Origin of the sequence: Bradyrhizobium betae (genome assembly GCF_004123905.1) — a bacterium.
GTDB classification, from domain to species: Bacteria; Pseudomonadota; Alphaproteobacteria; order Rhizobiales; family Xanthobacteraceae; genus Bradyrhizobium; species Bradyrhizobium betae_A.
The window spans coordinates 268,586-290,692 of sequence record NZ_MZXW01000050.1; the positions used below are offsets into that span (position 1 = coordinate 268,586).

Here is a 22,107-nt window from a genome sequence, read left to right on the forward strand (position 1 = left end):
AAAGTGGTGCGCAGCATCCGATAGCCGCTATTTCTTCTCCAGTGCGGCAGTCTGCTTGGCTAGCTGCTTGTCGAAATCCTCCGACAGGCTTGTGATATAGGTTGCGAGTTCGTCCGGCTTGACGAACGGGTTCGGTGCACCGTCCTTCATCTGCGCGCGCTTGGCCTGCATGCCATAGACCTCCGGATGCGGCCCGAGCAGCACGTCGATCTTCATCGGCTTCACCTTGACGTAGGTCGCGCGGTAGTCGTCGACGATGCCGGGGTGGGTCGGTTGGCCCACCAGCCGGTTCAGCGCCACCGTGCCGCTACAGAAGAACAGCACTTCGCGATCCTGGCCGCCGTCCTTGACGGTCATCTTCCAGCTCGTGCACCCCGGCGAGTGACCGGGCGTTGCATGCGCCGTCAGCGTGGTGTCGCCGAGCGTGACCTTGTCGCCTTCCTTGACCGTGCGATCGACCTTCACCGCGGGGAAGGTGAGGTCCTCGTTCTTTTCGTCGCCCGGATAGTAGCCGCCTTCGAGCAGCGGCTTGTCGCGCTCACCGGCGACCAGCTGCGCACCGGTTTCCTTCTTGATCTCGGCAAAGCCGCCGGTGTGGTCGAGATGCGCATGCGTGTTGAGGATGATCTTGATGTCGGCGACCTTGAGGCCGAGCTTGGCGATGTTGTCCTTGATCATGCCAGTCGATTGCGGCATCGCGGTATCCATCAGGATCATGCCCTGCGAGGTCTTGATGACATAGACGGCAATGCCGTCGGTGCCGACATAATAGATGTTGCCGATGAGCTGGAACGGCTCGAACGGCGCCGTCCATTTCTGCATGACCGTCGCCAGAAAATCCTTGATGGTCTGCGCCTGCGCAGCCGTTCCGAACAGAATCAAGGCGCACAGCGCGGCCGTGACGTTTCTCATTGTTTGCCTCCCCGATTGTTCTTGTCGTTTAGACCGGGCGCGACTTTCGCGCGGCGCAGCCGGCGTGCAAGCTACGTCGTGCAAGGGCTGGCAGCAACGGTCGGATGCGCTCAAAATTTCGCGGCATGCGCGGAATAACGGCCCCTGTCCTGTTTGAGCATGGCGGCTATTGCAGCAAAGCAGCCGGCGGGCGTTTGACCGCGCGCGAGCAGCCCGCCATACTTTGCGTCAAGGCGGGCCGGAAAGACTCGCCAGCACCGGGAGCTGAAATGACCAATTCATTGTCCGTCCTTGCGGGGACGCTGATTTCCGTCGTCTCGTTCACGTCGATCGCTTTGTCGCAGCCCGCCTGCGTGACCCAGAACATGGCCGTTCCGCCCAGCGCCAACACGACCGTCAAGACGGCGCCGTTCTTCATCGACACGACGGGCCTCGACTTCAAGACGGCGCCGCCGACACGCGATCCTTCCAATCCCAATTACCCGCGCGCGACCGAGCTGCCTGATGGAACGCTGCCGCCGCCGGGAGCGGAAGGCAATTTTATCATTGGTCCCACCCACAATCCCGCGCCTGAGACCATCGCGAAAGAAGGCGTGCCGCACGGCACGACGAAATCCTTCACGCTGTCGTCGAAGGAGAGCACGATCTACAATCCCGGCCTGATCCGCGACGACGTCGCCGGCTGCACCAACTCCTCGATCATGACGACCGTGACTGCGCCCGACGACAAGTCGCACATGGTCGTCACCACCAGCCATCCCGGCATCTGGTCGCGCACGATCGACGTCTACGTGCCGGCGCAATATGTCCGCGGCACCGAGGCGCCGTTCATCGTGGTCGGCGATGGCGGCTCCAACGCCTACAAGGACCTGCCAAACACGCTCGACAATCTCATCGCACAGCGCCGCGTGCCGCCGATGATCGCGATCCAGATCGGAAATGGCGGGCAGGACGCGCAGGGCAGTCAACGCGGCCGCGAATATGATGCGGTGTCAGGTGACTATGCGCAGTTCGTCGAGCGCGAGGTGCTGCCGCTGGTCGAGAGGAACGCCGACGTCAGGCTGACCAGAAATCCGGACGGGCGCGCGACCATGGGGCTGAGCTCAAGCGGCGTGGCGGCCTTCACCATGGCGTGGTTCTATCCCGATCTCTATCACCGCGTGCTGGCGTTCTCACCGACCATGGTCAACCAGCAATGGCCGCACGATCCATCGCTGCGCGGTGGCGCATGGGAATATCACAGTGCCTGGACGGGGCCGGCCACGCCCAATCTCATTTCGAAGGCAGGCGTGCTGACGCCGGCCGAGCCTCCGGGCGCGCCGCTGATCGTCGCCGCGCCGACCAAGCCGATCCGCTTCTGGTTCTTCGGCGGCGATCAGGACCTGTTTTATCCAAACCCCACCATTCCGGACGGCATGCACGACTGGACCCTGTCGAACGCGCTGATGGCGAAGGTGCTCGCGGAGAAGGGTTACCACTACCAGTTCCTGTTCGTGCGCAACGCCAAGCACGTTGACCGTCCCACGATCGCGCAGACGCTGCCGTCGGCGCTGGAGTGGGTCTGGAAGGGGTATCCGATTCCGTGAGCGCGCAAGTGAGGGAGGACAGTTAGCGCCCGATCGTCACGCCGGCGGTCGAGCGCATGGCGTCCCGCAGGCTCCTCGCGTTCATGTCGTCGAGAACCTCCCGTGTCAGCACGGTGGTCTGTCCGGGCGTGTTGAGGATCGTCTCGCCGCGTGAGGATGAGAGCCGGTCAGCTCTGTAGGGTGCGGCTGGATCGGTGGCGGGTGCTGTCGCGGGCGTATGGCGCGGCTGCTTGCTGGACGCCGCAAAGGCGCCCTGCGGGACGCAGAGGGCGATGATCACGATCAATCGCAAGGATATTGCGGACATGCGATCTCCCATATCCAGGGCATCAGCCTGGCATATGGTGAGCATCGCCGCCGACGAAAAGGGTCAGGCGAGCGCGGCCTGGCGTTCCCGCACCGGCTCGCGGGTGGCCTTCACGGGCTCGGCAAGCCGCGTGAAGCTGCGCTGGCCCGCAGACACGGGCGCCTCGACGATGACGCCTTCGCAGACGATCTGCCCGCCGAGCATCTTGAATTCCAGCTTGTCGTAACGCGGCATCGTCTCGCCGGGCTCGGGCGGTAGCAGCCCAATGCGCCCCTGGATATTCAGCGCCGCATCGCCGGTGCCGTGAAGCCGCGGATTCCACATCCTGATCCCGGTCTCCGTCCAGCGCTGCCGGATCAGCGTGGCGCGATCGGCGGGTTCCACGACCTTTGCGCGAGCCTTCGGCGCGCTGGGGACCGTCGGAGCGGGAGCCTCAAGGACCGGCTCCGGCGCGATATCCGCGACGACGCTCGGTGTGTTGGCGGAACAATCCTCCACGGCGACCGCTGCGACCGGGACGGGGTCGTTGGCGGGGACCGGCGGCTCAACCTCGATCGCGACGCCGGGCGATGGAGCGCTGTCGATGCTGGTCTCGGAGGCGTTCTCGGCTGAGACTTCGCGATCGGCAAGCCCGACGCAGGAAGCGTCCACGACCGCCGGTTCAATATCCAGGACGATGATGGAGGAGGGATCGTCGTCGACGACGAGAACGGGGGCATCAACCGGAGCGATTTCGATATCGACCGATGCGGCCGGCGTCTCCTCCGCGACGACGGGCTCGTCGCTCGCCAAGAGTTCCGTAGGCGGATCGTCGCTGATGAACTCCGCAGTATCGACGGGCTCGCTCTCGACCTCGACCGGCGCGACTGCAACCGCTTCCGCGACGATCGGCTCGATCTCTGCCGGCGTCTCCCGGCATGAAGCGACGCTGACGTTGATATCGGTTGACGCGGTCGACGGGCTCTCCGGGACGACAGAGATCGTGGTGCCGTGCTCGGCGAGGGGAGCTGCGATCGCGGTGTCAGCGACGATTGCAGATGAATTGTCTGCGGCGCGCACGGCGTCGTCGATGCCGCCGCTGTGCGGCAGGGGCCGAAGCCGGGTGAACGCCCATTTCACCGCGGGAATGCGGCGCAGCAACGATATCAGTCTCGAAAGCACTGGGAGTTGTCCAAGAGGTACTCAGGCCGTAGGCAATCGCTGATTCGCCAGCAATATCAAAAACTGCCCCGGCCGTCACACCGATGTCAATCTAGGTGGGACCAATTGCAGAACATCCGCACACCATCGTGCGCGCGCCCAACGTCGGGCTTCCAAGCGTCGTCCTCCCTAGCGTAATTTGAAACGTCTGGGGAGTGAGGACAATACATGAGGAAGATCACCGCCATTGCAGCGGTTCTGCTCTGGTCGACATGCGCATTCGCGCAAGATCGCACCATCACCGTGGCCTCGACGACATCGACGGAACAGTCTGGCCTGTTCGGCTATTTGCTGCCGCTGTTCACGAAGGCCGAAGGGATCAATGTGAACGTCGTTGCCGTCGGCACCGGCCAGGCACTCGACATTGGACGGCGTGGCGATGCCGACGTGGTGTTCGTGCATGACAGGCAAGCCGAAGACAAGTTCATGTCTGAGGGACAGGGCGTGAAGCGCTTCGACGTCATGTACAACGACTTTGTCATCGTCGGCCCCGGAAGCGATCCCGCCAAGATCGCCGGCGGCAAGGACGTCGCGGCGGCGCTGCGCAAGATCGCGGCGGCAAAGGCGCCGTTCATCTCGCGCGGCGACAAGTCTGGCACGCATGCGGCGGAGCTGAGATTGTGGAAGGAGGTGGGCGTCGACATCGGTGCCGGCAAGGACGCCTGGTACCGCGAGATCGGCCAGGGCATGGGCCCGGCGCTGAACATGGCGTCGTCGTCGAATGCCTATCTTCTGTCGGATCGCGGTACCTGGCTGTCGTTCAAGAACCGCGGCGAGCTTGCCATTTTGACCGAAGGCGACAAGCGGCTGTTCAACCAATACGGCGTGATGCTGGTGAATCCGGCCACGCATCCGAATGTGAAGGCGAAGGACGGGCAGGTCTTCATCGACTGGCTGGTCTCGCCGAAGGGGCAGGATGCGATCGCCGGCTACAAGGTCGGCGGCGAGCAGCTATTTTTCCCCAACGCGTCCCACTAGCAGGAAGGCGAGGGTCGACACCGTGACGCTGAGCGCGAGCAGGATCAGTCCTAGTCCGAGCGCAAGCGGGAGGTCGCCCTTGCTGGTTTCAAGTGCGACCGCCGTCGTCATCGTGCGCGTAAAACCGCGGATGTTGCCGCCGACGATGATGATGGCGCCGACCTCGGCGATGGCGCGCCCGAACGCCGCGAGAAAAGCCGTCAGCAGCGACGTTCGTCCCAGCGCGAACAGCAGCGCCATGCTGCGCAGCATCGAAAGCCCATCAATCCGCGCGAGGTCGCCATACTCGACCCACAGCAGGCTCGCCGGCCGGTGCACCAGCGCGACCACGATCGGGGTTGCGAGCAGTGTCTGCGCGATCACCATGGCCGTCGGCGTGAACAACAGGCCGGCAGCGCCGAGCGGACCGGCCCGCGACAGCAGAAGATAAAGCGCAAGTCCGACCACGACCGGCGGAAGGCCGAGCAGCGCATTGGTCAGTACGATGATGACCTGCCGCCCTCGGAAACGGGCGATCGCGAGCAGCACCCCGATTGGGGCGCCGATCAGCAGCGCGAGGATGCCCGCGGTCAAGCTGACACGCACCGACAATGCCACGATGCCGAGCAGCTCGGCGTCGGCTGCGCCGATCAGCGTGAAGGCGGCACCGATGGATCGTGCAAAATCGTTCATCCGGCCTGACGCTGCTGCGCCGGCAAGAGATCAAGGACCAGATCAACGTCCATTCGAAAGTCCCCGGGCTCAGCAGCGGCTCGGCTGCTTCTCATGGACCCTCGCGTAGTCTCGCCGCTGCGAGCCGGCAACAGGCCTCTTGCCGACTAAATCATGATTCACAGCGGAATTTCCAGAAGGGATCGAGGTGCCCCCGACCGCGGGGGACACCGGCGAACCGATCGCCGTCCAGATCGGGAGCGCTTCGTCGGATCTCCTTTGTCGAGCCTTAGCGCTTGACGCTCGCCGACGCCGAGACGGTGGGCGCCACCTCGATGCTCTGCTGCCAGTAGCGCTCGATCTGCTCGACCAGGGCGGCCGGCAGCGGCACGTAGTTGAGTGTTTCGGCCTGGGACTTTCCGCTCTCCAGCGACCAGCGCACGAAGTCGATGGCGGCCGCCGACCGGTCCTGAGATTTCGGCGCCTTCGGCATCAGCACGAAGGTCGTCGCCGTGATCGGGTAGGCGTCTTCGCCGGGTGCATTGGTGAGCACGAGATGGAAATCCTTCTCCGCCTTCCAGTCCGCGCTCGCGGCCGCCGCCTGGAACGAGGCTGCATCGGGGACGACGAAATTGCCGGCGCTGTTCTGCACCACGCCAAACGAGATTCTATCCAGCCGTTGCAGCGCGTAGGTGTATTCGAGATAGCCGATCGCGCCGGGAACGAGACTGACGAGCGAGGCGACGCCGTCATTGCCCTTGCCGCCGAGGCCAAGCGGCCACTCGACTGAGGTGCCTTCGCCGACGCTCGTCTTCCATTGCGGGCTGACCTTCGCGAGGTAGTTCGACCAGTTGAATGTCGTGCCTGATCCGTCGATGCGGTGAACCACGGTGATCGGCGTGTTCGGTAGCTTGATGTCGGGGTTGATCGCGCGAATGGCCGGATCATTCCAGGATTTCAGCTTGCCGAGATAGATGTCGGCGAGCACGGGCCCGGTGAAGCGGATCTGACCGGGCTTGACGCCGTCGATATTGACCACCGGCACGACGCCTCCGATCACGATCGGGAATTGCATCATGCCGAGCCTGTCGAGCTCCTTGGGATCGAGCGGCATGTCGCTCGCGCCGAAGTCGACCGCTTCCTTCTTGATCAGGCCGACGCCGATGCTCGAGCCGACGGCTTGGTAGCTGACGACGTTGCCGGTCTTCGTCTTGTACGCGTCGATCCATTTCGCCATCACGGGCGAAACGAAGGTTGACCCCGCTCCTTTGGTCTCGGCGGCCAGGCTTGGCGTGGCGACGAGCAGAGCGGTGAGGACGATGGGAAGCCTGATGTGTTTGTTCATGAGCACGACGCTAACAGGTGAGGCACGAAGCCGATGTGGTCTATGTCACAATAGCGTCGCGAAGCATTCGCACCGGCCATTGCGCATCAATTACACCACGCCGTTGGCAAGGACCGCATCGTCCGATTGGTGGAGATCGAGCGGCGTGCCGAAGTGCCCCCTGGCGCCCAGTCGTCTGTCCGCTGTGGGGCAGGAGGAGGCTCAAATTTGGGGCAAACTGTCTGCCAGAGCGTCAAATCATGCCGTTTCGCGGCCGATAGGATTCCCGCCTTGGATGCTTTAAGGAAGGGGCAGGATCAGGTCGCACGGCCCTTTGGGCGGTGCTAGACCTGATGCAGAAACAATGGGGCCGGGCCGGCAGGGCACGCCCGCAAGGATGAAGGACAGGACGCAATGATCCAGACCGTTGGCATCATCGGGGCAGGGACCATGGGGAACGGCATCGCGCAGATCTGCGCGGCGGCCGGGCTTTCGGTCGTGATGGTCGACATCTCCGATGCGGCGGTGAACCGCGGAATTTCGACCGTCGGCGGCAGCCTCGAGCGCCTGGTCAAGAAGGAGAAGATGTCGGCGGCGGATCGTGACGCCACGCTCAAGCGCATCACCGGCACCACCGACCGCGCCAAGCTCGTCGATTGCGACCTCGTCATCGAGGCCGCGACCGAGAACGAGGAACTGAAGGTCAAGATCCTGAAGGATCTCTGTGCCACGCTGTCGCCGCGCACGCTGCTCGCGACCAACACCTCCTCGATCTCGATCACCAAGCTTGCCGCCGCAACCGATCGCCCCGACCGTTTCATCGGCATGCACTTCTTCAACCCGGTGCCGGTCATGGCGCTGCTTGAGCTCATCCGCGGCTTGCAGACTTCGGACGACACCCATGCCAAGGCGCTCGATTTCGCCCAGCGCGTCGGCAAGGTGGCGATCACCGCCAAGAACAGCCCGGGCTTTGCCGTCAACCGCATCCTGTGCCCGATGATCAACGAGGCGATCTTCGCGCTCCAGGAAGGGATCGCCACCGCGGAAGAGATCGACGCTGGCATGAAGCTCGGCTGCAACCACCCGATCGGGCCGCTGGCGCTGGCCGATCTCGTCGGGCTCGACACCATGCTGTCGGTGATGGAGGTCTTCTACAAGGGCTTCAACGACCCCAAATACCGTCCGGCCCCCTTGCTCAGGGAAATGGTCGATGCCGGCCATCTCGGCCGCAAGACCGGGCAGGGTTTTTACACTTACGGCGCCTGATCATGGCGTTGGCGGCGGATGCCGCAGCTTCCGCCGCCAAATCCCCGCGATTTGCGCTGCGACAAAGACGCCGCGCGCAATTGACCCGACAATTGTCGAACGGGCGGCCCCGCGGGAACAACGAAATCGGATAACAAACGACATGTCGGATCGACTGAAGGCCGAGCGGGAAGCTCTGGCCGCGCGGCGGAACCTGCTGACCCAGGATGCCATCGAGCGCACCGGGATCACCGAGGAGATGATCGGGGAACTCGTCACCCGCTTCTACGGACGCGTGCGCGAGGATGCGCTGCTCGGTCCGGTGTTCGCGATCGTGCAGAATTGGGACGAGCATCTCGCCAAGCTCACGGATTTCTGGTCGTCGGTCGTGCTGATGAGCGGCCGCTATCACGGCTCGCCGATGCGGGCGCACATCCCGCTCAGTCTCGTTGGCGATCATTTCGACCGCTGGCTCGACCTGTTCGAGCAGACCGCGCACGAAGTCTGCCCGCCGCCGGCGGCGGCGCTCTTCATCGAGAAGGCACGTCGCATCGCCGACAGTTTTGAGATGGCGTCGGCGACTGTCGCAGGCCGGATCGCTTCACCGCGCCACGTGCTCAGGTCGTGACATACAAAATGCCTGCTTGCAAAATGCCTGCTTGAGAACGGCAAGCTCCTCGCACGATGGCGCATCGCACCAATTCCAGCATCATCGGTCTGATCTGCAAAATCATCATGCCGCTCGCGTGGTGCGACGTAGAATTCACGAAAAACGCGTTTAATGCGTTCATTCGCATTCAATCAAAGCGAGCAAAGACATATTGATGCATTGCGGCGCCAATTCTCCGCCTTGTTTTCGGCAGAGTTCCAGCGCCTGCTAGCGAGCATGTCGCGCTCATCATTCAATATCAATTCATCATCCTTCGAGAGCACTGCGGAACCTGACGTTGACGCAGCCACGGAGCAGACGCGGCGCACGCTGCTGCTCGGTGCGCTCGCCACCACCGCCTGTCTCGGTTGTTCCACGCAGTCGCGCGCAGGCGAGGATCCGCCCGGTTCCGACGAGCGGCCGCAGAAGGGCGATCTGCTCGTCTTCTCCGAAGGCGAGCAGGAGGGAAAGCTCATCACGTCTGCTGATGTCCCGAGCGGCGGACCGCCGGTGCACGCGTGGCCGAAAGATCCCAAGACATCGGTCGTGCGCAGCGCCTCGCGCCTCAACGAGATCCTGATCATCCGCCTCGACCCCGCCGAGCTCGACGAGCAAACCAAAGCTCGCGCCGTCGACGGCATCCTCGCTTATTCGGCGATCTGCTCGCATGCCGGCTGTCCCGTCACCGCCTGGGTCAAGAGCGATGTCGGCGACAAGGAGGTGTTCAAGTGCATGTGCCACAACTCCGAATACGATCCTCGCGCGGGCGCGCAGGTCGTGTTCGGGCCGGCGCCGCGGCGGCTCGCCGCGCTGCCGCTTGCGCTCGCTGACACCTCGCTCAGCGTCGCCGGCAACTTCATCGGAAAGGTAGGTGGCGTGCAGCCAGGATGATGGACGGTGCGGGGTGTGCCCGCGCCACGAGAGGCCGCATCCGCCGTTGGGCGGACGACGGGACGAACGACAAGAATTCGCCACAAGAATTCAAACGGATGAAAAAAGGGGAACGTCCATGAAAATGTCGATGACCAGGAAGCAATGGTACCTGTCCGGCTTCGTCGCCTTCACCTGCCTTGCCGCGACCGCCGCGATCGCCGGCCCGATCGAGAACTACGCGCCTGTCACCCAGCAGCGCCTGGAGAATCCGGAACCCGGCAACTGGATGCTCTACCGGCGCACCTATGACGGTCAGGGCTATAGCCCGCTCGACCAGATCACCGCCGACAACGTCAAGAATCTCACGCCGGTCTGGACCTTCGCCACCGGCGTCGTCGAGGGCCACGAGGCCCCGCCGATCGTCAACAACGGCGTGATGTTCGTGGCGACCCCGATGGGGCAGGTGATTGCGATCAACGCGAAAACCGGCGACGAATACTGGCGCTACAAGCGGCAGCTTCCCGACGATCTGTTCCAGTTGCATCCGACCAGCCGCGGCGTCGGACTCTGGGAGGACAAGCTCTATCTCGCCACCACCGACGACCATGTCGTCGCGCTCGACGCCAAGACCGGCAAGGTGGTGTGGGACACCAAGGTGCAGGATTACAAGAAGGGTCAGTACATGACCCTGATGCCGCTGATCGTCGACGGCAAGGTCATTGTCGGCGGCTCCGGCGGTGAGTTCGGCGTGCGCGGCTATGTCGCTGCCTACGATGCCAAGGACGGCAAGGAGCTGTGGCGGACCTACACCATTCCCGGCGAAGGCGAGCCCGGCCATGACACCTGGCAGGGCGACGACTGGAAGAACGGCGGCGGCTCGGCTTGGATGACCGGCAATTACGACAAGGACACCAAGACCGTCTATTGGGGTGTCGGCAACGCCGCGCCGTGGCCCGGCGAAATGCATCCCGGCGACAATCTCTACACGTCGTCCGTGCTCGCGCTCGATCCCAACAACGGCAAGATCAAAACCTATCACCAGTACCACCAGAACGATTCCTGGGACTGGGATGAGGTCGAGGCGCCGATGCTGATCGACCTGCAGCGCGACGGTCGCAACATCAAGAGCCTGGTCCATCCGGGGCGCGACGCGATCTTCTGGGTGCTCGAGCGCACCCCGACCAAGATCAACTATGTCGCCGGCTGGCCGTTCGTTGCCACCGACGTCTGGAAGGGCATCGATGCCGAGAGCGGCAAGCCGATCGTCGATCCCGATCACAAGCCGGTTGTCGGCAAGCGCGTCGAGTTCTGCCCGTCGCTGTGGGGCGGCAAGGACTGGCCGTCGGCGGCCTACAGCCAGAAGACCGGCCTCGTCTACGTGCCCGCCAACGAGAATTTCTGCGGCGGCTTCACCGGCGAGAAGGTTCCGCTGAAGCCCGGCGAGCTCTGGCTCGGCACCAAGCCGGAGGACATCGGCCTCAAGGCCAAGCCCGGCGCCGATCATTTCGGCGAGCTCCAGGCCTGGGATCCCGCCACCGGCAAGAAGGTGTGGCAGCATAACTTCCCGAAATCGCAGCTGTTCGGCTCGGTGACGGCGACCGCGGGCGACCTCATCTTCGCCGGTGGCACCAACGACCGCAACTTCCGTGCCTTCAATGCCAAGACGGGCGAGCTGTTGTGGGAGCAGAAGACGAACTCCGGCATCATGGGCATGCCGGTGTCCTATGAGATCGACGGCACGCAATACATCGCGATCCAGTCGGGATGGGGCGTGGATGCGCAACGCATCCAGGATGCACTTGTGACCAACAATATCGGCATCGAAGCCAACGTGCCGCAGGGCGGCGTCGTCTGGGTGTTCGCGCTGAAGAAGTAAGCTCCGCGGGCGGATCGAAAGAAGCGGAGCGTCAGGGGGCAAATGCGGCGGACGGCAACGTCCGCCGCATTTTGCGTTGCGCTGAGGCTGCAGCCGCGAACCCCACTACTTCCCCTGCCTGTCCACCTTGTCCTTCTCCTTCTGGTTCATCTCCTGAACCTTGGGATCGGTGTTGGTCTGCCCGGTGGTCTGGGTGGTCGAGGCGGGCGGGGCATTGGCGTTGGGCAGCGAGTTCTGGTCCGGCGTGGTAGGGCGCGTGGCCGTGGTTGGCGGCGTTGTGTTGCTCTGGGCGTAGAGGCCCACAGCAGTCAAAGAGAAGGCGCCCGACAGCAACGAGACTGCGAGCGCCTTTGAGATATTGGTCATCGATCTGCTCCTGTCAGATCGATGGAAACGGCGCGAGGCCGCTAGTGTTCCAGACCTATGCCTCCAATTGCTTGCCGAGCGGAAGGTTGCGGATACGCTTTCCGGTCGCGGCGAAGATGGCATTCATCAGCGCCGGCGCGAACGGCGGAACACCGGGCTCGCCGACGCCGCTCGGCGGCGTGTCGGGACCGGGGGGCACGATGTAGACGTTGGTCACGACAGGGGATTCATCCATCCTGATGACCTGGAAGTCGTCAAAGTTCTTCTGCTCCACCTTGCCGTCCTTGAAGCTGATCTCGCCGTATTTGGCGAGGCTCAGGCCCATGATCGCTGCGCCCTCGATCTGCGAGGCGATGCGCTCGGGGTTGACATAGGTGCCGCAGTCGATGGCGGTGTCGACCCGCGGCACCGTCAGCTTGCCCTTGTCGTCGACGGCCACCTCGACGATGGTCGCGATATAGCTGACGAAGCTACGGTGCACGGCAATGCCGAGACCGTGGCCCTTGGGTACCTGGCGGCCCCATTCACCCTTCTCGGCGACCAGCTCGACCACCTTGCGCAGGCGCGCGGTGTCGATCGGGTAGCTGTCATAGGGCTCGCCGTAGTTCCACATGTCCTTCACGGCGGGCTTGACGATGCGCGGGGTTCCGATCAGCGCGAGCAGCGTCTCCTTCTGGTCGCGGCCGGTCGCAGCTGCGATCTCGCCGACCATCGACTGCACCGCGAAGGCGCGCGGGATGTTCGAGACCGAACGGAACCAGCCGATGCGGGTGAATGCCGCAGCTTCCGGGTTCTCGCAGGAGATGTTGGCGATCTCGAACGGCATGTCGACGAGACCCATGCCGAGCTCGAACGGCGCCGCGTGCTTTGCGCCTGCGGCGAAGGTCGAGGCGATGGTCGGCGCCACGCTGCGATGGCGCCAGGCGATCACCTTGCCGCTCTTGTCGAGGCCCGCTTCGATCCGTTCCACGGACACCGTGTGCAGGAAATCGTGGTGGAGATCGTCCTCACGGGTCCATTGTACCTTCACGGGCGCGCCAAGCTCCTTCGAGAGGAGGGCGGCCTCGAGCGCAAAATCGCATTTCGACTTGCGGCCGAAACCGCCGCCGAGCAGCGTCACGTTGACAGTGACATTGCCCTCGGGAATGCCGAGCGTCTTGGCGACGTCCTCGCGGGTGCCGCCGGGGCTCTGCACCGGCGCCCAGATCTCGGCCTTGTCGCCCTTGACGTCGGCAACCGCGACCGGCGGCTCCATGCTGACATGAGCAAGGTGCGGCAGGTAATATTCGCCGACGATGACCTTGTCGGCGCTCTTGAGCGCAGCGTCCGCGTCGCCTTCCTGGCGCACGACGAGGCCCGGCTTGCGTGAAGCCTCCTCGAGCTCCTTGCGGTAGGCGACCGAGTCGTATTTGCCGTTGGCGCCGTCGTCCCAGGTCAGCTTCAGCGCGTCGCGGCCCTTGATCGCCGCGCCGGTGTTGCGCGCAATCACGGCAACGCCGCCGAGCGGCTGGAATTTCGACGGCCACGGCCAGCCCTGCACCTGCATCACTTTCTCGACGCCGGGAATCTTCAGGGCCGCCTCCGGTTCGAACTTGACCAGCTTGCCGCCGGTGACCGGCGGGCGCGCGATCACGGCGTATTTCATGCCGGGGAGACGCACGTCGGCGCCATAGCGCGCTTTGCCGGTGGTGATGTCATGAAGATCGACGATACCGATCTGGCCCTTGCCGAGATAGCGGAAATCCCGGGGGTCCTTCAGCTTGAGGCCTTCGATAGCAGGCACGGATTCCTTGGCGGCATCGGCCGCGAGCTCGCCGAAGCCGAGCTTGCGGCTGGTCGCGCTGTGGACGACCTCGTGATTGACGGCTTTCACTTCAGTCGCCGGCACGCCCCAGCGCTTGGCTGCGGCCTGCTCCAGCATGGTGCGGGCGGAGGCGCCGATCTGGCGCATCGGGATCAGATAGTGCCGCGTGCTGCGCGAGCCGTCGGTGTCCTGGTTGCCGAACTTGGCCTCGTCGCCGTGGGCCTGCTGCACCTTCACTTTGGACCAGTCGGCTTCCATCTCCTCGGCAACGATCAGCGGCAGGCTGGTGCGCACGCCGGTGCCCATCTCGGCGCGGTGGGCAAGGATGGTGACGGTGCCGTCGGGCGCGACCGCGACGAACACACGCGGATCGACCACGACGCCATGCGGCATCTTGCCGGCGCCGGTCTCATAGGCGAAGGCCTGGCGCGACATCACGGGTGCGGCGAGCACGAAACCGCCGGTGACGCCGAGTCCCTTCAGGATGCTGCGGCGCGAAACCTTCTCGACCTTGATGTGCTTCTCGAAGCCGCGAAGCTTCGTCGGATTCTCGATGAAATTCATGTCACACTCCCGTCGATGCGAGATGGACTGCGTTCTCGATGCGCTGATAGCAGCCGCAGCGACAGATGTTGCCGGCCATGGCCTCGCGGATCTGGTCGTGCGAAGGCTTCGGGTTATCCATCAGCAGCGCTGCGGCCTGCATGATCTGGCCGGCCTGGCAGAAGCCGCATTGGGGCACATTGACCTGGCGCCAGGCCTTCTGAACCGGATGATCGCCGTTCGGATGCAGCCCCTCGATCGTGGTGACCTCGCGGCCGGCGACGTCGTTGATCGATGTGATGCAGGAGCGCACCGCCTCCTTGTCGACGATGACGGTGCAGGCGCCGCACAGGGCCTGACCGCAGCCGTATTTGGTGCCGGTCAGCCCGGCCTCGTCACGCAGGAACCAGAGTAGCGGGAGATCCGGGTCGCCGTCCCAGCTCTGTTCCTGGCCGTTGATCTTCACCTTGATCATGATCGTCCCTCGCTCTTCATAAGCATGTCGATTTTTAGATTTGCCGACGTCTTGTCACCGCATCCTGGTCCGTCGTCCCGCGCGGGCAGATCCCGGCAGGAGGCAGGAATGCGAACCGTGATGTCCGGATGTGCTCGATACCTCCCGTCTTATTCTTGATTAATTGAATTCGCGCGGCATCGTGACGCCACGAGGCTAGCAAAGATCCCAGCGGTTCGGCGTTCACAGCCGAGTGTTCTCGGCGGGAAAACATTGCAACCGAGGTTTGTCAAAAGCAGGGCGCGGCATCGCGCCGCGCGCGCCTCGAAATGGGGGCCACGCAAAAAAGCTTCGTCCGGCAGAATGACTGCACGGACGAAGCAGGATGCCTCAGTCGAGGGAGGGAGAAACGCAGAAGCGCGGACTTCGAACGGGAAGTGAGCGGCACTGCGCCGTCATTCAGAGACCAGGACTGAGGAGCCAATGGCTCTCGCACGCAGAGTGCAGAGGCCGCGGCCTCGCCGCGATCGTCCGGGGCCGGACCCATCCGGCTCGCTGGCGATGGTCGGGCCAGCGAGCGGACGGGGCACGGCGGCGTCTGGCGGCCTTGTCAGGCGGCTTTGGCTTTCGCCACGTGGGTCGCAATCGCGTCCATCAGCGCCGGCGACAGGCAGTCATAGGGCTCGAGCCCGATTTCCTTCAGCCGCGAACGGATGCCGGCCATCTGCTCCGGCTTGACGCCGGATTCGATCACCGAGGAGACGAAGGCGGCAAATTGCGGCGCCTGCGAACCCTGCTCCTGGAACAGCTCCGGATGGATGAAGTCGAGGCCATAGAACGGATGGTTCTTGTTCTCGATCCGGCCGTACATGTGCGTGCCGCAGGCCTTGCAGGCGTGGCGCTGGATCACCGCGGAGGCATCGACGATCTCGAGCTTGTCGCCGTTCTCGAGCACGCTGACGTTCTGCCGCGGCACGACGGCGACGACGGAGAACGTAGCGCCCTGCGGCTTCCAGCACTTGGTGCAGCCGCAGGCGTGGTTGTGGGCGACGTCGCCCTTCACCGCGACCTTGACCTGATGGTCCTTGCATTTGCAGGCGAGCGTGCCGCCGGCAAAATGGCCTGTGCCTTGCTTGAGGCCGTTGTCGATCGAGGGATGGAGTGCAACAGTCATGGGTCGATCCTCCTTGGGGGTGACGCTTTCGAGCTAGTACACGACGACGGAACGGATGGATTTGCCCTCATGCATGAGGTCAAATCCCTTGTTGATCTCTTCGAGCTTGAGCACGTGAGTGATCATCGGATCGATCTGGATCTTTCCATTCATGTACCAGTCGACGATCTTCGGCACGTCGGTGCGGCCGCGTGCGCCGCCGAAGGCCGTGCCGCGCCAGTTACGGCCGGTGACGAGCTGGAACGGGCGGGTGGCGATCTCCTTGCCGGATTCGGCAACGCCGATGATGATCGAGGTGCCCCAGCCGCGATGGCAGGCTTCCAGCGCCTGACGCATCACGGTGGTGTTGCCGGTGCAGTCGAAGGTGTAGTCGGCGCCGCCGTCGGTCAGGTTGACCAGATGCGGGACGATGTCGCCGGTGATCTTCTTGGGATTGACGAACTCGGTCATGCCGAACCGGCGGCCCCAATCCTCCTTGGAGTCGTTGATGTCGACGCCGATGATCTTGTCGGCGCCGGCCATCTTGGCGCCCTGGATCACGTTGAGGCCGATGCCGCCGAGGCCGAACACCACCACGTTGGAGCCCGGCGTGACCTTTGCGGTGTTGACGACGGCGCCGACGCCGGTGGTGACGCCGCAGCCGATGTAGCAGCTTTTGTCGAACGGCGCGTCCTCGCGGATCTTGGCGACGGCGATCTCCGGCAGCACGGTGAAGTTCGAGAAGGTCGAGCAGCCCATGTAGTGGTAGACCGGCTTGCCCTTGTAGGAGAAGCGGCTGGTGCCGTCGGGCATCACGCCCTTGCCTTGCGTCGCGCGGATCGCGGTGCAGAGATTGGTCTTCTGGCTCAGGCAGCTTTTGCACTGCCGGCATTCCGGCGTGTAGAGCGGGATGACATGGTCGCCCGGCTTCACCGAGCTTACGCCGGGGCCGATCTCGCGGATGATGCCGGCCCCCTCATGGCCCAGGACCGACGGGAAGATTCCCTCGCTGTCGAAGCCGTCGAGCGTGTAGGCGTCGGTATGGCAGATGCCCGTCGCCTTGATCTCGACCAGGACTTCGCCGGCCTTCGGTCCTTCCAGATCGAGTTCGACGATCTCGAGTGGCTTCTTGGCTTCGAAAGCGACGGCGGCACGTGTCTTCATCGGTAACTCCTCAAATTCTCATAGGACGCCCAGAACCAAGTCTCGGCAGTCCTCGTAACGTTCATTTATGGCCCATGCAGGCGTCTTCCGCCTTGGTGTAGACCTCGTTCTTCTCGTCCTTCTTGCCGGGACGCTGCCGGCCCCACGCTTCGTCGGAGCGGGCGCGCAGATAGACGTAGAGGTCGTCCATGTAGCAGGCGACGTTCGGGTTGTCGCCGAAGGCCGGCATCACGTTCTCCTGTGCGGTCGAGATGTTCTTGCGACCTGAGGCGACCACGCCGAGGAAGTCGCCATAGCTCATGGTCTTGACCGAGTCCTTCAGCGCCGGTGCGTAGGTCGATCCCATGCCGTCCGGGCCATGGCAGACGTGGCAGTCGGAGTGATAGCGGCGATAACCGGAGTAGGTGAACCAGTCCACGGTGCCGTCGGCCGAAATCTTGTAGGTCGGGTTGCCTTCCTTATCGAGCCACTTTCCGTCGTCTTCCTTCTTCACGGCGGTCGGGTCGCCGGGACCTTCCGCAACAGCAATTCCCCCCGAGGCAACGAAGATGATCGCAGCAATGACAGAGCATATTTTACGCAAGAGTTTGTCCTCGAAAGCGTTCGGTGGAGACGAGCCGGCGCGTGGAGTTGATCCACGCGCCGGAGCGACACTGAGGTGAGGCTAGTTCGCCGGCAGCGAGAACACGGTCAGCGTACCGCCGAGTGCCGTGTAGTTGCTGAGCGCTGCGTAGCCACCGACTGCGCCGAGACCGGCGGTCGGATCGGTCAGGCCTGCGGCGAGACCGATGCCGGCCCAGCCACCGACGCCCGAGAGCACTGCGACATACTGCTTGCCGCCGTTCTCATAGGTCGTGACGTTGCCGATGATGCCGGAGGGAGTCTTGAACTTGTAGAGCTCCTTGCCGGTCTTGGCGTCGACTGCCTTCAGGTAGCCTTCGAGCGTGCCGTAGAACACCACGTTTCCGGCGGTCGCGAGCGCACCCGACCAGACCGAGAACTGCTCCTTGTTCGACCAGACGATCTTGCCGGTCTTGCCGTCCCAGGCGATGAAATTGCCCATGTGGCTTTCACCCGCCGGCGGATACATCGAGAGCGTCGCACCCACATAGGGCTGGCCCGCGGTGTAGCTCACCTTGAACGGCTCGTAGTCCATGCAGACGTGGTTGGTCGGAACGTAGAACAGCTGCGTGTCCGGCGAGTAGGCTGCCGGCTGCTCGTCCTTGGTGCCGAGCGCGGCCGGGCAGATGCCCTTCACGTTGTGGTCCTCACCCGCCTTGTCGGTCGAAGCGGCGTCGAGCACCTTCGGACGGCCATAGGTGGCTGAGTTCTTGTCCATGTCGACGCCGGAGGTCCAGTTCACCTTCGGGTCGTACTTTTCGGCGACCAGCAGTTCGCCGGTGCCGCGATCGAGCGTATAGCCGAGGCCGTTACGATCGAAATGCGTCAGCAGCTTGCGCGGCTGGCCGTTGATCGACTGGTCCGAGAGGATCATCTCGTTGACGCCGTCATAGTCCCACTCGTCGTGGGGCGTCATCTGATAGACCCATTTGGCAACGCCGGTGTCCGGGTTACGGGCCCAGATCGTCATCGACCATTTGTTGTCGCCGGGACGCTGCTTCGGATTCCAGGTCGAGGGATTGCCCGACCCGTAATACACGAGGTTCAGCTCGGGATCGTAGGAGATCCAGCCCCAGGTGGCACCGCCGCCGATCTTCCACTGATCGCCTTGCCAGGTCTTGAGGCTGGAGTCCTTGCCGACCGGCTTGCCGAGTGCGGTGGTCTTGTCGTCGACCAGGATCTGGTCATCCGGCCCTTCCGAGAACCCGCGCCAGGCCACCTTGCCGGTCTTGATGTCGTAGGCGGTCATATGGGCTTGAACGCCGAACTCGCCGCCGGAGATGCCGACCAGCACCTTGTCCTTGACGACCATCGGCGCCGAGGTGCCGGTCTCGCCCTTGCTGGGATCGCCATTCTTGGCGGTCCATGCAACCTGACCGCTCTTGGCGTCGAGCGCGACCAGAGTCGTGTCGGCCTGATGCAGGAAGATCTTGCCGTCGCCGTAAGACAGGCCGCGGTTGACCGTATCGCAGCACATTACCGGGATGACGTTCGGATCCTGCTTCGGCTCGTACTTCCAGACGATCTTGTTCTCGTTCGAAAGGTCAAGGGCGTAGACCTTGTTCGGGAACGGCGTGTGGACGTACATGATGTTGCCGATGATCAGAGGGCCGCCTTCGTGGCCGCGCAGCACGCCGGTCGAGAAGGTCCAGGCCACCTGGAGCTTGCCCACGTTTTGTGCGTTGATCTGATTGAGCTTGGAGTAGCGGGTATTGGCGTAGTCGCCGGTCGGCATCACCCAGTCTTTCGGGTTCTGCGCCATCTTGTTCAGCTCCTCATTGGCTGAAGCGCCTCCGACGGCAAGAGCCGCCGCGGAGCCAAGAAAGGTCGCCAGTAGTACCTTGCGCATAGTCATTCCTCCGTTGTCTCGTTTTATTGTTTCCGAAGCATTGCTCAATCACCGGGCTTCTCGTCCGGCGTCTGCTCGTGCAGGGCGGTCACGGTTGGGACCAGAAACGATGCTGTGGTGGTTCCTCCTCCGGATCAGAGCCACGGGTCCACGTGCAGAAGCGGCCCGTTCTTGTTGTTCCTGACTCAATCCCTAACGACTTCGCCATCGGGAAACTTGCCCAAGAGAGAAGCTGCTTTGCTTGACAGCGCACGGACGCGAAGATTTTGATTTTGCAGTAGCGAATTCAGCGGCTTCGCACTGCTTCGCGACCGCGTTCGATACTCAGGTTCCCCTTGACGGCGCTGCAACTAAGGCGGAGGATTAACCTTCAAGGGTGGCAGTGAAACGATGGCGCTCGTTTCAAAAGACCGCTCAAATTCGAGGTAAACGTCATGCAATCACGGCTGAGGGCTCCGGCAGCGCTGGTCGCGATTCGCATCGAATCTCCGGATCAAACCAGTGGCTGGATTAATGTCCGACACAATACATACGCTCTCGACGACCGGTATGACGCCGAAGCGGCAGATCCAGAGCTGGATCGACGGGCTGACGAGCCTGTGTGGGCATTTTGACGTCGATCCGCTGGAGGCGTCCTCGCTCGAGGGCCGCATCGATTACACCAGCGTCTCGCGCCTGAAGCTCTGTCAGATCGAGGTCAGCCAGCATCGCATCGCGCACACGCTGGCGCGCGCCAAGGCCAATGAGCACCCGTACATCAAAATTCACTTCCAGACCTATGGCGTGTCCTATTTCGAGCAGGAAGGCCGCCACATCGAGATCAATCCCGGCGACATCATCGCCTATGATGTCTCCTGCCCGCATTCGATCATCAGCCCCGCCTTCACGCGCCACGACGTGGTGATCGTGCCGAAGGCACTGCTGCGCGACCGCGGATTCCCGTCGCAGCGGATGCCGGCCTGCAAGCTGTCGGCGAAGACGGGGACGGGCCGGATCGCCCATGATTTCGTCCATGCGACCTTCGACGAGGCGGCCAAGTTGTCGGCGAACAGCGCCGTCGGCGTTGCCGATTCGCTGATCGACCTGCTGCTGCTGCCGCTGCGCGAAGCCGACACGATGTTCGACCGCGTCGGCCCCGAAGCGATGTATGTGCGTGCGCAGTTCTTCATCCGCGAGCATCTGCGCGATCCGGATCTGTGCATCGACCAGATCTCGGCTGAGCTCGGCTGCTCCAAGCGCTACCTTCACATGCTCTTCAGCGAGCGCGGCACCACGGTCAGCGATTACATCTGGCAGGCCCGCTTGCAGAACTGCCGCCAGGAGCTCGAGGCCCACGCCGGCAAGACCATCACCGACGTCGCGTTCTCCTGGGGCTTCTCCAGCTCATCGCATTTCAGCCGGGTATTCCGCAAATATTTCGGCGTGGTGCCGTCCTCGATCCACAAGGCGCAGCAGGGTGCTGCGGCTGCGGGCGAGCATTAGACGGGCGGCCGCCTCGAGGTTCAAGCCGGCTCGAGGCCGAGAGATTTTGCGCTTTCGATCCAGATCGGCAGCTCGCGCTGATACAGGGCATTGGTCTCCTTGAAGCCGATCGCGGGTTCGAGCACGAAGGTCGCGAGAACCTCCTTCACCTTCGGATCGCCGTTGGCGGCGACGCAGAGTTCGGCGAGGCGGTCGACCACCGGCTGCGGCGTAGCCTTCGGCACAGCCCAGCCGGTAAAACCGCTCACGGTGAAGAATTTTGACGTCGCGCCCTGCTCGGGCAGGGTCTTGACGGTGGGGATCGCATCGACCTTCTTGGAATGCACCGCGAACACGTTGCCACGGTCGCTTTGCAGAACCGATTGCGCTGCCGTGTAGCTGCCCATCGCGGCATCGAGCGTGCCCTCCAACATGCCCGTCCACATCGGCGCTTCGCCACGATAGTGGATCGGCTCGATGTTGAGGCCGTATTGCTTGTTGAGCTCGTGGATCGTCATGTGTGGCGACGAGCCCGCGCTGTAGGTGCCGAAATTCACCTTGCCGCTCTTGCGCGCGAAGGCAACGAAATCGTCCAGCGTCTTGACGCCGGTTTTCGGGTTCGCCACCAGCAGCAGGCCGGCGCCCGGGATGACGCTGACGAGCGTCAGGTCCTTGTCCATGTCGTAGCCGGGAGTCTTCATCACCACCCGGTTCATGATGTAGGTGGTCGAGATCGAGCACAGCATGGTGTGGCCGTCGGGCTCGGCGCGGGCGACCTCCGCCGTGCCGATCGCGCCGGAGGCGCCGGGCTTGTTCTCGACGACGACGGTCTTGCCGACCTGCTTGGAGATGAATTCGCCATAGGCGCGCGCGAGCAGGTCGGTCTGTCCGCCGGCGGGATAGCTGCAGATCATGCGGATCTGCCGCGACGGCCACGCAGCTTGCGCCGAGGCGCTGCGCGCGACGAACGGCATTGCGAGTGCGCTGGTACCGGCGGCGATGAAGTGGCGGCGATCGAGTTTGGCGGACATGATTCCCTCCTGATTTTTGCCGAACCTACTGCATCAGGGCGTCTCTGCCATGACCGGCAG

20 protein-coding genes are annotated in these 22,107 nt (G+C 63.5%); 7 read left to right on the forward strand and 13 right to left on the reverse strand.

Annotation, left to right across the window (positions count from 1 at the left end):
- Positions 1 to 27: 27 nt before the first annotated feature.
- Entirely contained in the window at positions 28 to 912 is an 885-nt protein-coding gene (gene blaBJP / locus B5V03_RS33745; RefSeq protein WP_129274689.1) for a BJP family subclass B3 metallo-beta-lactamase, read from the reverse strand.
- A 269-nt stretch (positions 913 to 1,181) separates the two neighbouring features.
- On the opposite strand from blaBJP, the gene B5V03_RS33750 reads away from it, so the two are divergent.
- A complete protein-coding gene (locus tag B5V03_RS33750; protein ID WP_129274690.1) occupies positions 1,182 to 2,498 on the forward strand; it encodes an alpha/beta hydrolase in 1,317 nt (438 codons plus the stop codon).
- 22 nt (positions 2,499 to 2,520) lie between these two features.
- On the opposite strand, the gene B5V03_RS33755 is transcribed toward B5V03_RS33750, so the two are convergent.
- Both B5V03_RS33755 and B5V03_RS33760 read right to left on the reverse strand, forming a co-directional pair.
- Positions 2,521 to 2,805, reverse strand: a complete 285-nt coding sequence (locus B5V03_RS33755) for a TonB-dependent receptor plug domain-containing protein (RefSeq protein WP_206736227.1) — start codon at positions 2,803 to 2,805, stop codon at positions 2,521 to 2,523.
- A 63-nt stretch (positions 2,806 to 2,868) separates the two neighbouring features.
- A complete protein-coding gene (locus B5V03_RS33760; RefSeq protein WP_245502422.1) occupies positions 2,869 to 3,966 on the reverse strand; it encodes a hypothetical protein in 1,098 nt (365 codons plus the stop codon).
- Between the two features lie 207 nt (positions 3,967 to 4,173).
- Between B5V03_RS33760 and B5V03_RS33765 the strand changes: the two genes are divergently transcribed.
- Positions 4,174 to 4,983 carry a substrate-binding domain-containing protein gene (locus B5V03_RS33765; protein ID WP_129274692.1) on the forward strand — a complete coding sequence of 270 codons (810 nt, stop codon included), beginning with the start codon at positions 4,174 to 4,176 and terminating at the stop codon, positions 4,981 to 4,983.
- Here B5V03_RS33765 and B5V03_RS33770 read toward each other — a convergent pair.
- On the reverse strand, positions 4,957 to 5,655 hold the full coding sequence (locus B5V03_RS33770) for an ABC transporter permease (protein WP_129274693.1): 699 nt from the start codon (positions 5,653 to 5,655) through the stop codon (positions 4,957 to 4,959). The genes B5V03_RS33765 and B5V03_RS33770 overlap by 27 nt on opposite strands.
- Positions 5,656 to 5,923: 268 nt before the next feature.
- Positions 5,924 to 6,979 carry a phosphate ABC transporter substrate-binding protein PstS gene (gene pstS / locus B5V03_RS33775; RefSeq protein ID WP_129274694.1) on the reverse strand — a complete coding sequence of 352 codons (1,056 nt, stop codon included), beginning with the start codon at positions 6,977 to 6,979 and terminating at the stop codon, positions 5,924 to 5,926.
- A 393-nt stretch (positions 6,980 to 7,372) separates the two neighbouring features.
- Here pstS and B5V03_RS33780 point away from each other — a divergent pair, with 393 nt between their 5' ends.
- From B5V03_RS33780 to B5V03_RS33795, 4 genes are all read left to right on the forward strand, one after another.
- Positions 7,373 to 8,224: a 3-hydroxybutyryl-CoA dehydrogenase gene (locus B5V03_RS33780; protein WP_129274695.1), complete on the forward strand. Its 852-nt coding sequence runs from the start codon at positions 7,373 to 7,375 to the stop codon at positions 8,222 to 8,224.
- A gap of 142 nt (positions 8,225 to 8,366) precedes the next feature.
- Positions 8,367 to 8,831: a group III truncated hemoglobin gene (locus tag B5V03_RS33785; protein WP_129274696.1), complete on the forward strand. Its 465-nt coding sequence runs from the start codon at positions 8,367 to 8,369 to the stop codon at positions 8,829 to 8,831.
- Positions 8,832 to 9,089: 258 nt separating this feature from the next.
- Entirely contained in the window at positions 9,090 to 9,743 is a 654-nt protein-coding gene (locus B5V03_RS33790; protein WP_129274697.1) for a ubiquinol-cytochrome c reductase iron-sulfur subunit, read from the forward strand.
- A gap of 130 nt (positions 9,744 to 9,873) precedes the next feature.
- Positions 9,874 to 11,601 carry a methanol/ethanol family PQQ-dependent dehydrogenase gene (locus tag B5V03_RS33795; RefSeq protein ID WP_129274950.1) on the forward strand — a complete coding sequence of 576 codons (1,728 nt, stop codon included), beginning with the start codon at positions 9,874 to 9,876 and terminating at the stop codon, positions 11,599 to 11,601.
- A 105-nt stretch (positions 11,602 to 11,706) separates the two neighbouring features.
- Here B5V03_RS33795 and B5V03_RS33800 read toward each other — a convergent pair whose 3' ends face one another.
- The 7 genes from B5V03_RS33800 to xoxF5 all read right to left on the reverse strand — a co-directional run bounded on the left by B5V03_RS33800 (position 11,707) and on the right by xoxF5 (position 19,555).
- Positions 11,707 to 11,967 (reverse strand): hypothetical protein, encoded by a 261-nt coding sequence (locus tag B5V03_RS33800; protein WP_129274698.1) that lies wholly within the window; start codon positions 11,965 to 11,967, stop codon positions 11,707 to 11,709.
- Positions 11,968 to 12,022: 55 nt separating this feature from the next.
- A complete protein-coding gene (locus B5V03_RS33805) occupies positions 12,023 to 14,335 on the reverse strand; it encodes a xanthine dehydrogenase family protein molybdopterin-binding subunit (protein WP_129274699.1) in 2,313 nt (770 codons plus the stop codon).
- A 1-nt stretch (position 14,336) separates the two neighbouring features.
- Positions 14,337 to 14,789, reverse strand: coding sequence for a (2Fe-2S)-binding protein (locus B5V03_RS33810; protein ID WP_129274700.1), 453 nt, complete (start codon positions 14,787 to 14,789; stop codon positions 14,337 to 14,339).
- Positions 14,790 to 15,378: 589 nt separating this feature from the next.
- Positions 15,379 to 15,942 carry an S-(hydroxymethyl)glutathione synthase gene (gfa, locus tag B5V03_RS33815; RefSeq protein WP_129274701.1) on the reverse strand — a complete coding sequence of 188 codons (564 nt, stop codon included), beginning with the start codon at positions 15,940 to 15,942 and terminating at the stop codon, positions 15,379 to 15,381.
- Between the two features lie 33 nt (positions 15,943 to 15,975).
- Complete coding sequence (locus tag B5V03_RS33820) at positions 15,976 to 17,085, reverse strand: S-(hydroxymethyl)glutathione dehydrogenase/class III alcohol dehydrogenase (protein ID WP_129274702.1); 1,110 nt, start codon at positions 17,083 to 17,085, stop codon at positions 15,976 to 15,978.
- Positions 17,086 to 17,146: 61 nt separating this feature from the next.
- Positions 17,147 to 17,668 (reverse strand): c-type cytochrome, methanol metabolism-related, encoded by a 522-nt coding sequence (locus B5V03_RS33825; protein ID WP_433995360.1) that lies wholly within the window; start codon positions 17,666 to 17,668, stop codon positions 17,147 to 17,149.
- Between the two features lie 81 nt (positions 17,669 to 17,749).
- A complete protein-coding gene (xoxF5, locus tag B5V03_RS33830) occupies positions 17,750 to 19,555 on the reverse strand; it encodes a lanthanide-dependent methanol dehydrogenase XoxF5 (protein WP_129274703.1) in 1,806 nt (601 codons plus the stop codon).
- A 513-nt stretch (positions 19,556 to 20,068) separates the two neighbouring features.
- On the opposite strand from xoxF5, the gene B5V03_RS33835 reads away from it, so the two are divergent.
- Positions 20,069 to 21,037 carry a helix-turn-helix domain-containing protein gene (locus B5V03_RS33835; RefSeq protein WP_129274704.1) on the forward strand — a complete coding sequence of 323 codons (969 nt, stop codon included), beginning with the start codon at positions 20,069 to 20,071 and terminating at the stop codon, positions 21,035 to 21,037.
- A 20-nt stretch (positions 21,038 to 21,057) separates the two neighbouring features.
- Here the strand turns inward: B5V03_RS33835 and B5V03_RS33840 are convergent, their stop codons facing one another.
- On the reverse strand, positions 21,058 to 22,047 hold the full coding sequence (locus B5V03_RS33840; RefSeq protein ID WP_129274705.1) for a Bug family tripartite tricarboxylate transporter substrate binding protein: 990 nt from the start codon (positions 22,045 to 22,047) through the stop codon (positions 21,058 to 21,060).
- Positions 22,048 to 22,107: the final 60 nt, after the last annotated feature.

Excerpts from the sequence above, each read along its gene's own strand:
- blaBJP (WP_129274689.1), bottom strand. The coding sequence starts at position 912 with ATGAGAAACGTCACGGCCGCGCTGTGCGCCTTGATTCTGTTCGGAACG.
- B5V03_RS33750 (WP_129274690.1), top strand. The coding sequence starts at position 1,182 with ATGACCAATTCATTGTCCGTCCTTGCGGGGACGCTGATTTCCGTCGTC.
- B5V03_RS33755 (WP_206736227.1), bottom strand. The coding sequence starts at position 2,805 with ATGTCCGCAATATCCTTGCGATTGATCGTGATCATCGCCCTCTGCGTC.
- B5V03_RS33765 (WP_129274692.1), top strand. The coding sequence starts at position 4,174 with ATGAGGAAGATCACCGCCATTGCAGCGGTTCTGCTCTGGTCGACATGC.
- B5V03_RS33770 (WP_129274693.1), bottom strand. The coding sequence starts at position 5,655 with ATGAACGATTTTGCACGATCCATCGGTGCCGCCTTCACGCTGATCGGC.
- pstS (WP_129274694.1), bottom strand. The coding sequence starts at position 6,979 with ATGAACAAACACATCAGGCTTCCCATCGTCCTCACCGCTCTGCTCGTC.
- B5V03_RS33780 (WP_129274695.1), top strand. The coding sequence starts at position 7,373 with ATGATCCAGACCGTTGGCATCATCGGGGCAGGGACCATGGGGAACGGC.
- B5V03_RS33785 (WP_129274696.1), top strand. The coding sequence starts at position 8,367 with ATGTCGGATCGACTGAAGGCCGAGCGGGAAGCTCTGGCCGCGCGGCGG.
- B5V03_RS33790 (WP_129274697.1), top strand. The coding sequence starts at position 9,090 with ATGTCGCGCTCATCATTCAATATCAATTCATCATCCTTCGAGAGCACT.
- B5V03_RS33795 (WP_129274950.1), top strand. The coding sequence starts at position 9,874 with ATGACCAGGAAGCAATGGTACCTGTCCGGCTTCGTCGCCTTCACCTGC.
- B5V03_RS33800 (WP_129274698.1), bottom strand. The coding sequence starts at position 11,967 with ATGACCAATATCTCAAAGGCGCTCGCAGTCTCGTTGCTGTCGGGCGCC.
- B5V03_RS33805 (WP_129274699.1), bottom strand. The coding sequence starts at position 14,335 with ATGAATTTCATCGAGAATCCGACGAAGCTTCGCGGCTTCGAGAAGCAC.
- B5V03_RS33810 (WP_129274700.1), bottom strand. The coding sequence starts at position 14,789 with ATGATCAAGGTGAAGATCAACGGCCAGGAACAGAGCTGGGACGGCGAC.
- gfa (WP_129274701.1), bottom strand. The coding sequence starts at position 15,942 with ATGACTGTTGCACTCCATCCCTCGATCGACAACGGCCTCAAGCAAGGC.
- B5V03_RS33820 (WP_129274702.1), bottom strand. The coding sequence starts at position 17,085 with ATGAAGACACGTGCCGCCGTCGCTTTCGAAGCCAAGAAGCCACTCGAG.
- xoxF5 (WP_129274703.1), bottom strand. The coding sequence starts at position 19,555 with ATGCGCAAGGTACTACTGGCGACCTTTCTTGGCTCCGCGGCGGCTCTT.
- B5V03_RS33835 (WP_129274704.1), top strand. The coding sequence starts at position 20,069 with ATGTCCGACACAATACATACGCTCTCGACGACCGGTATGACGCCGAAG.
- B5V03_RS33840 (WP_129274705.1), bottom strand. The coding sequence starts at position 22,047 with ATGTCCGCCAAACTCGATCGCCGCCACTTCATCGCCGCCGGTACCAGC.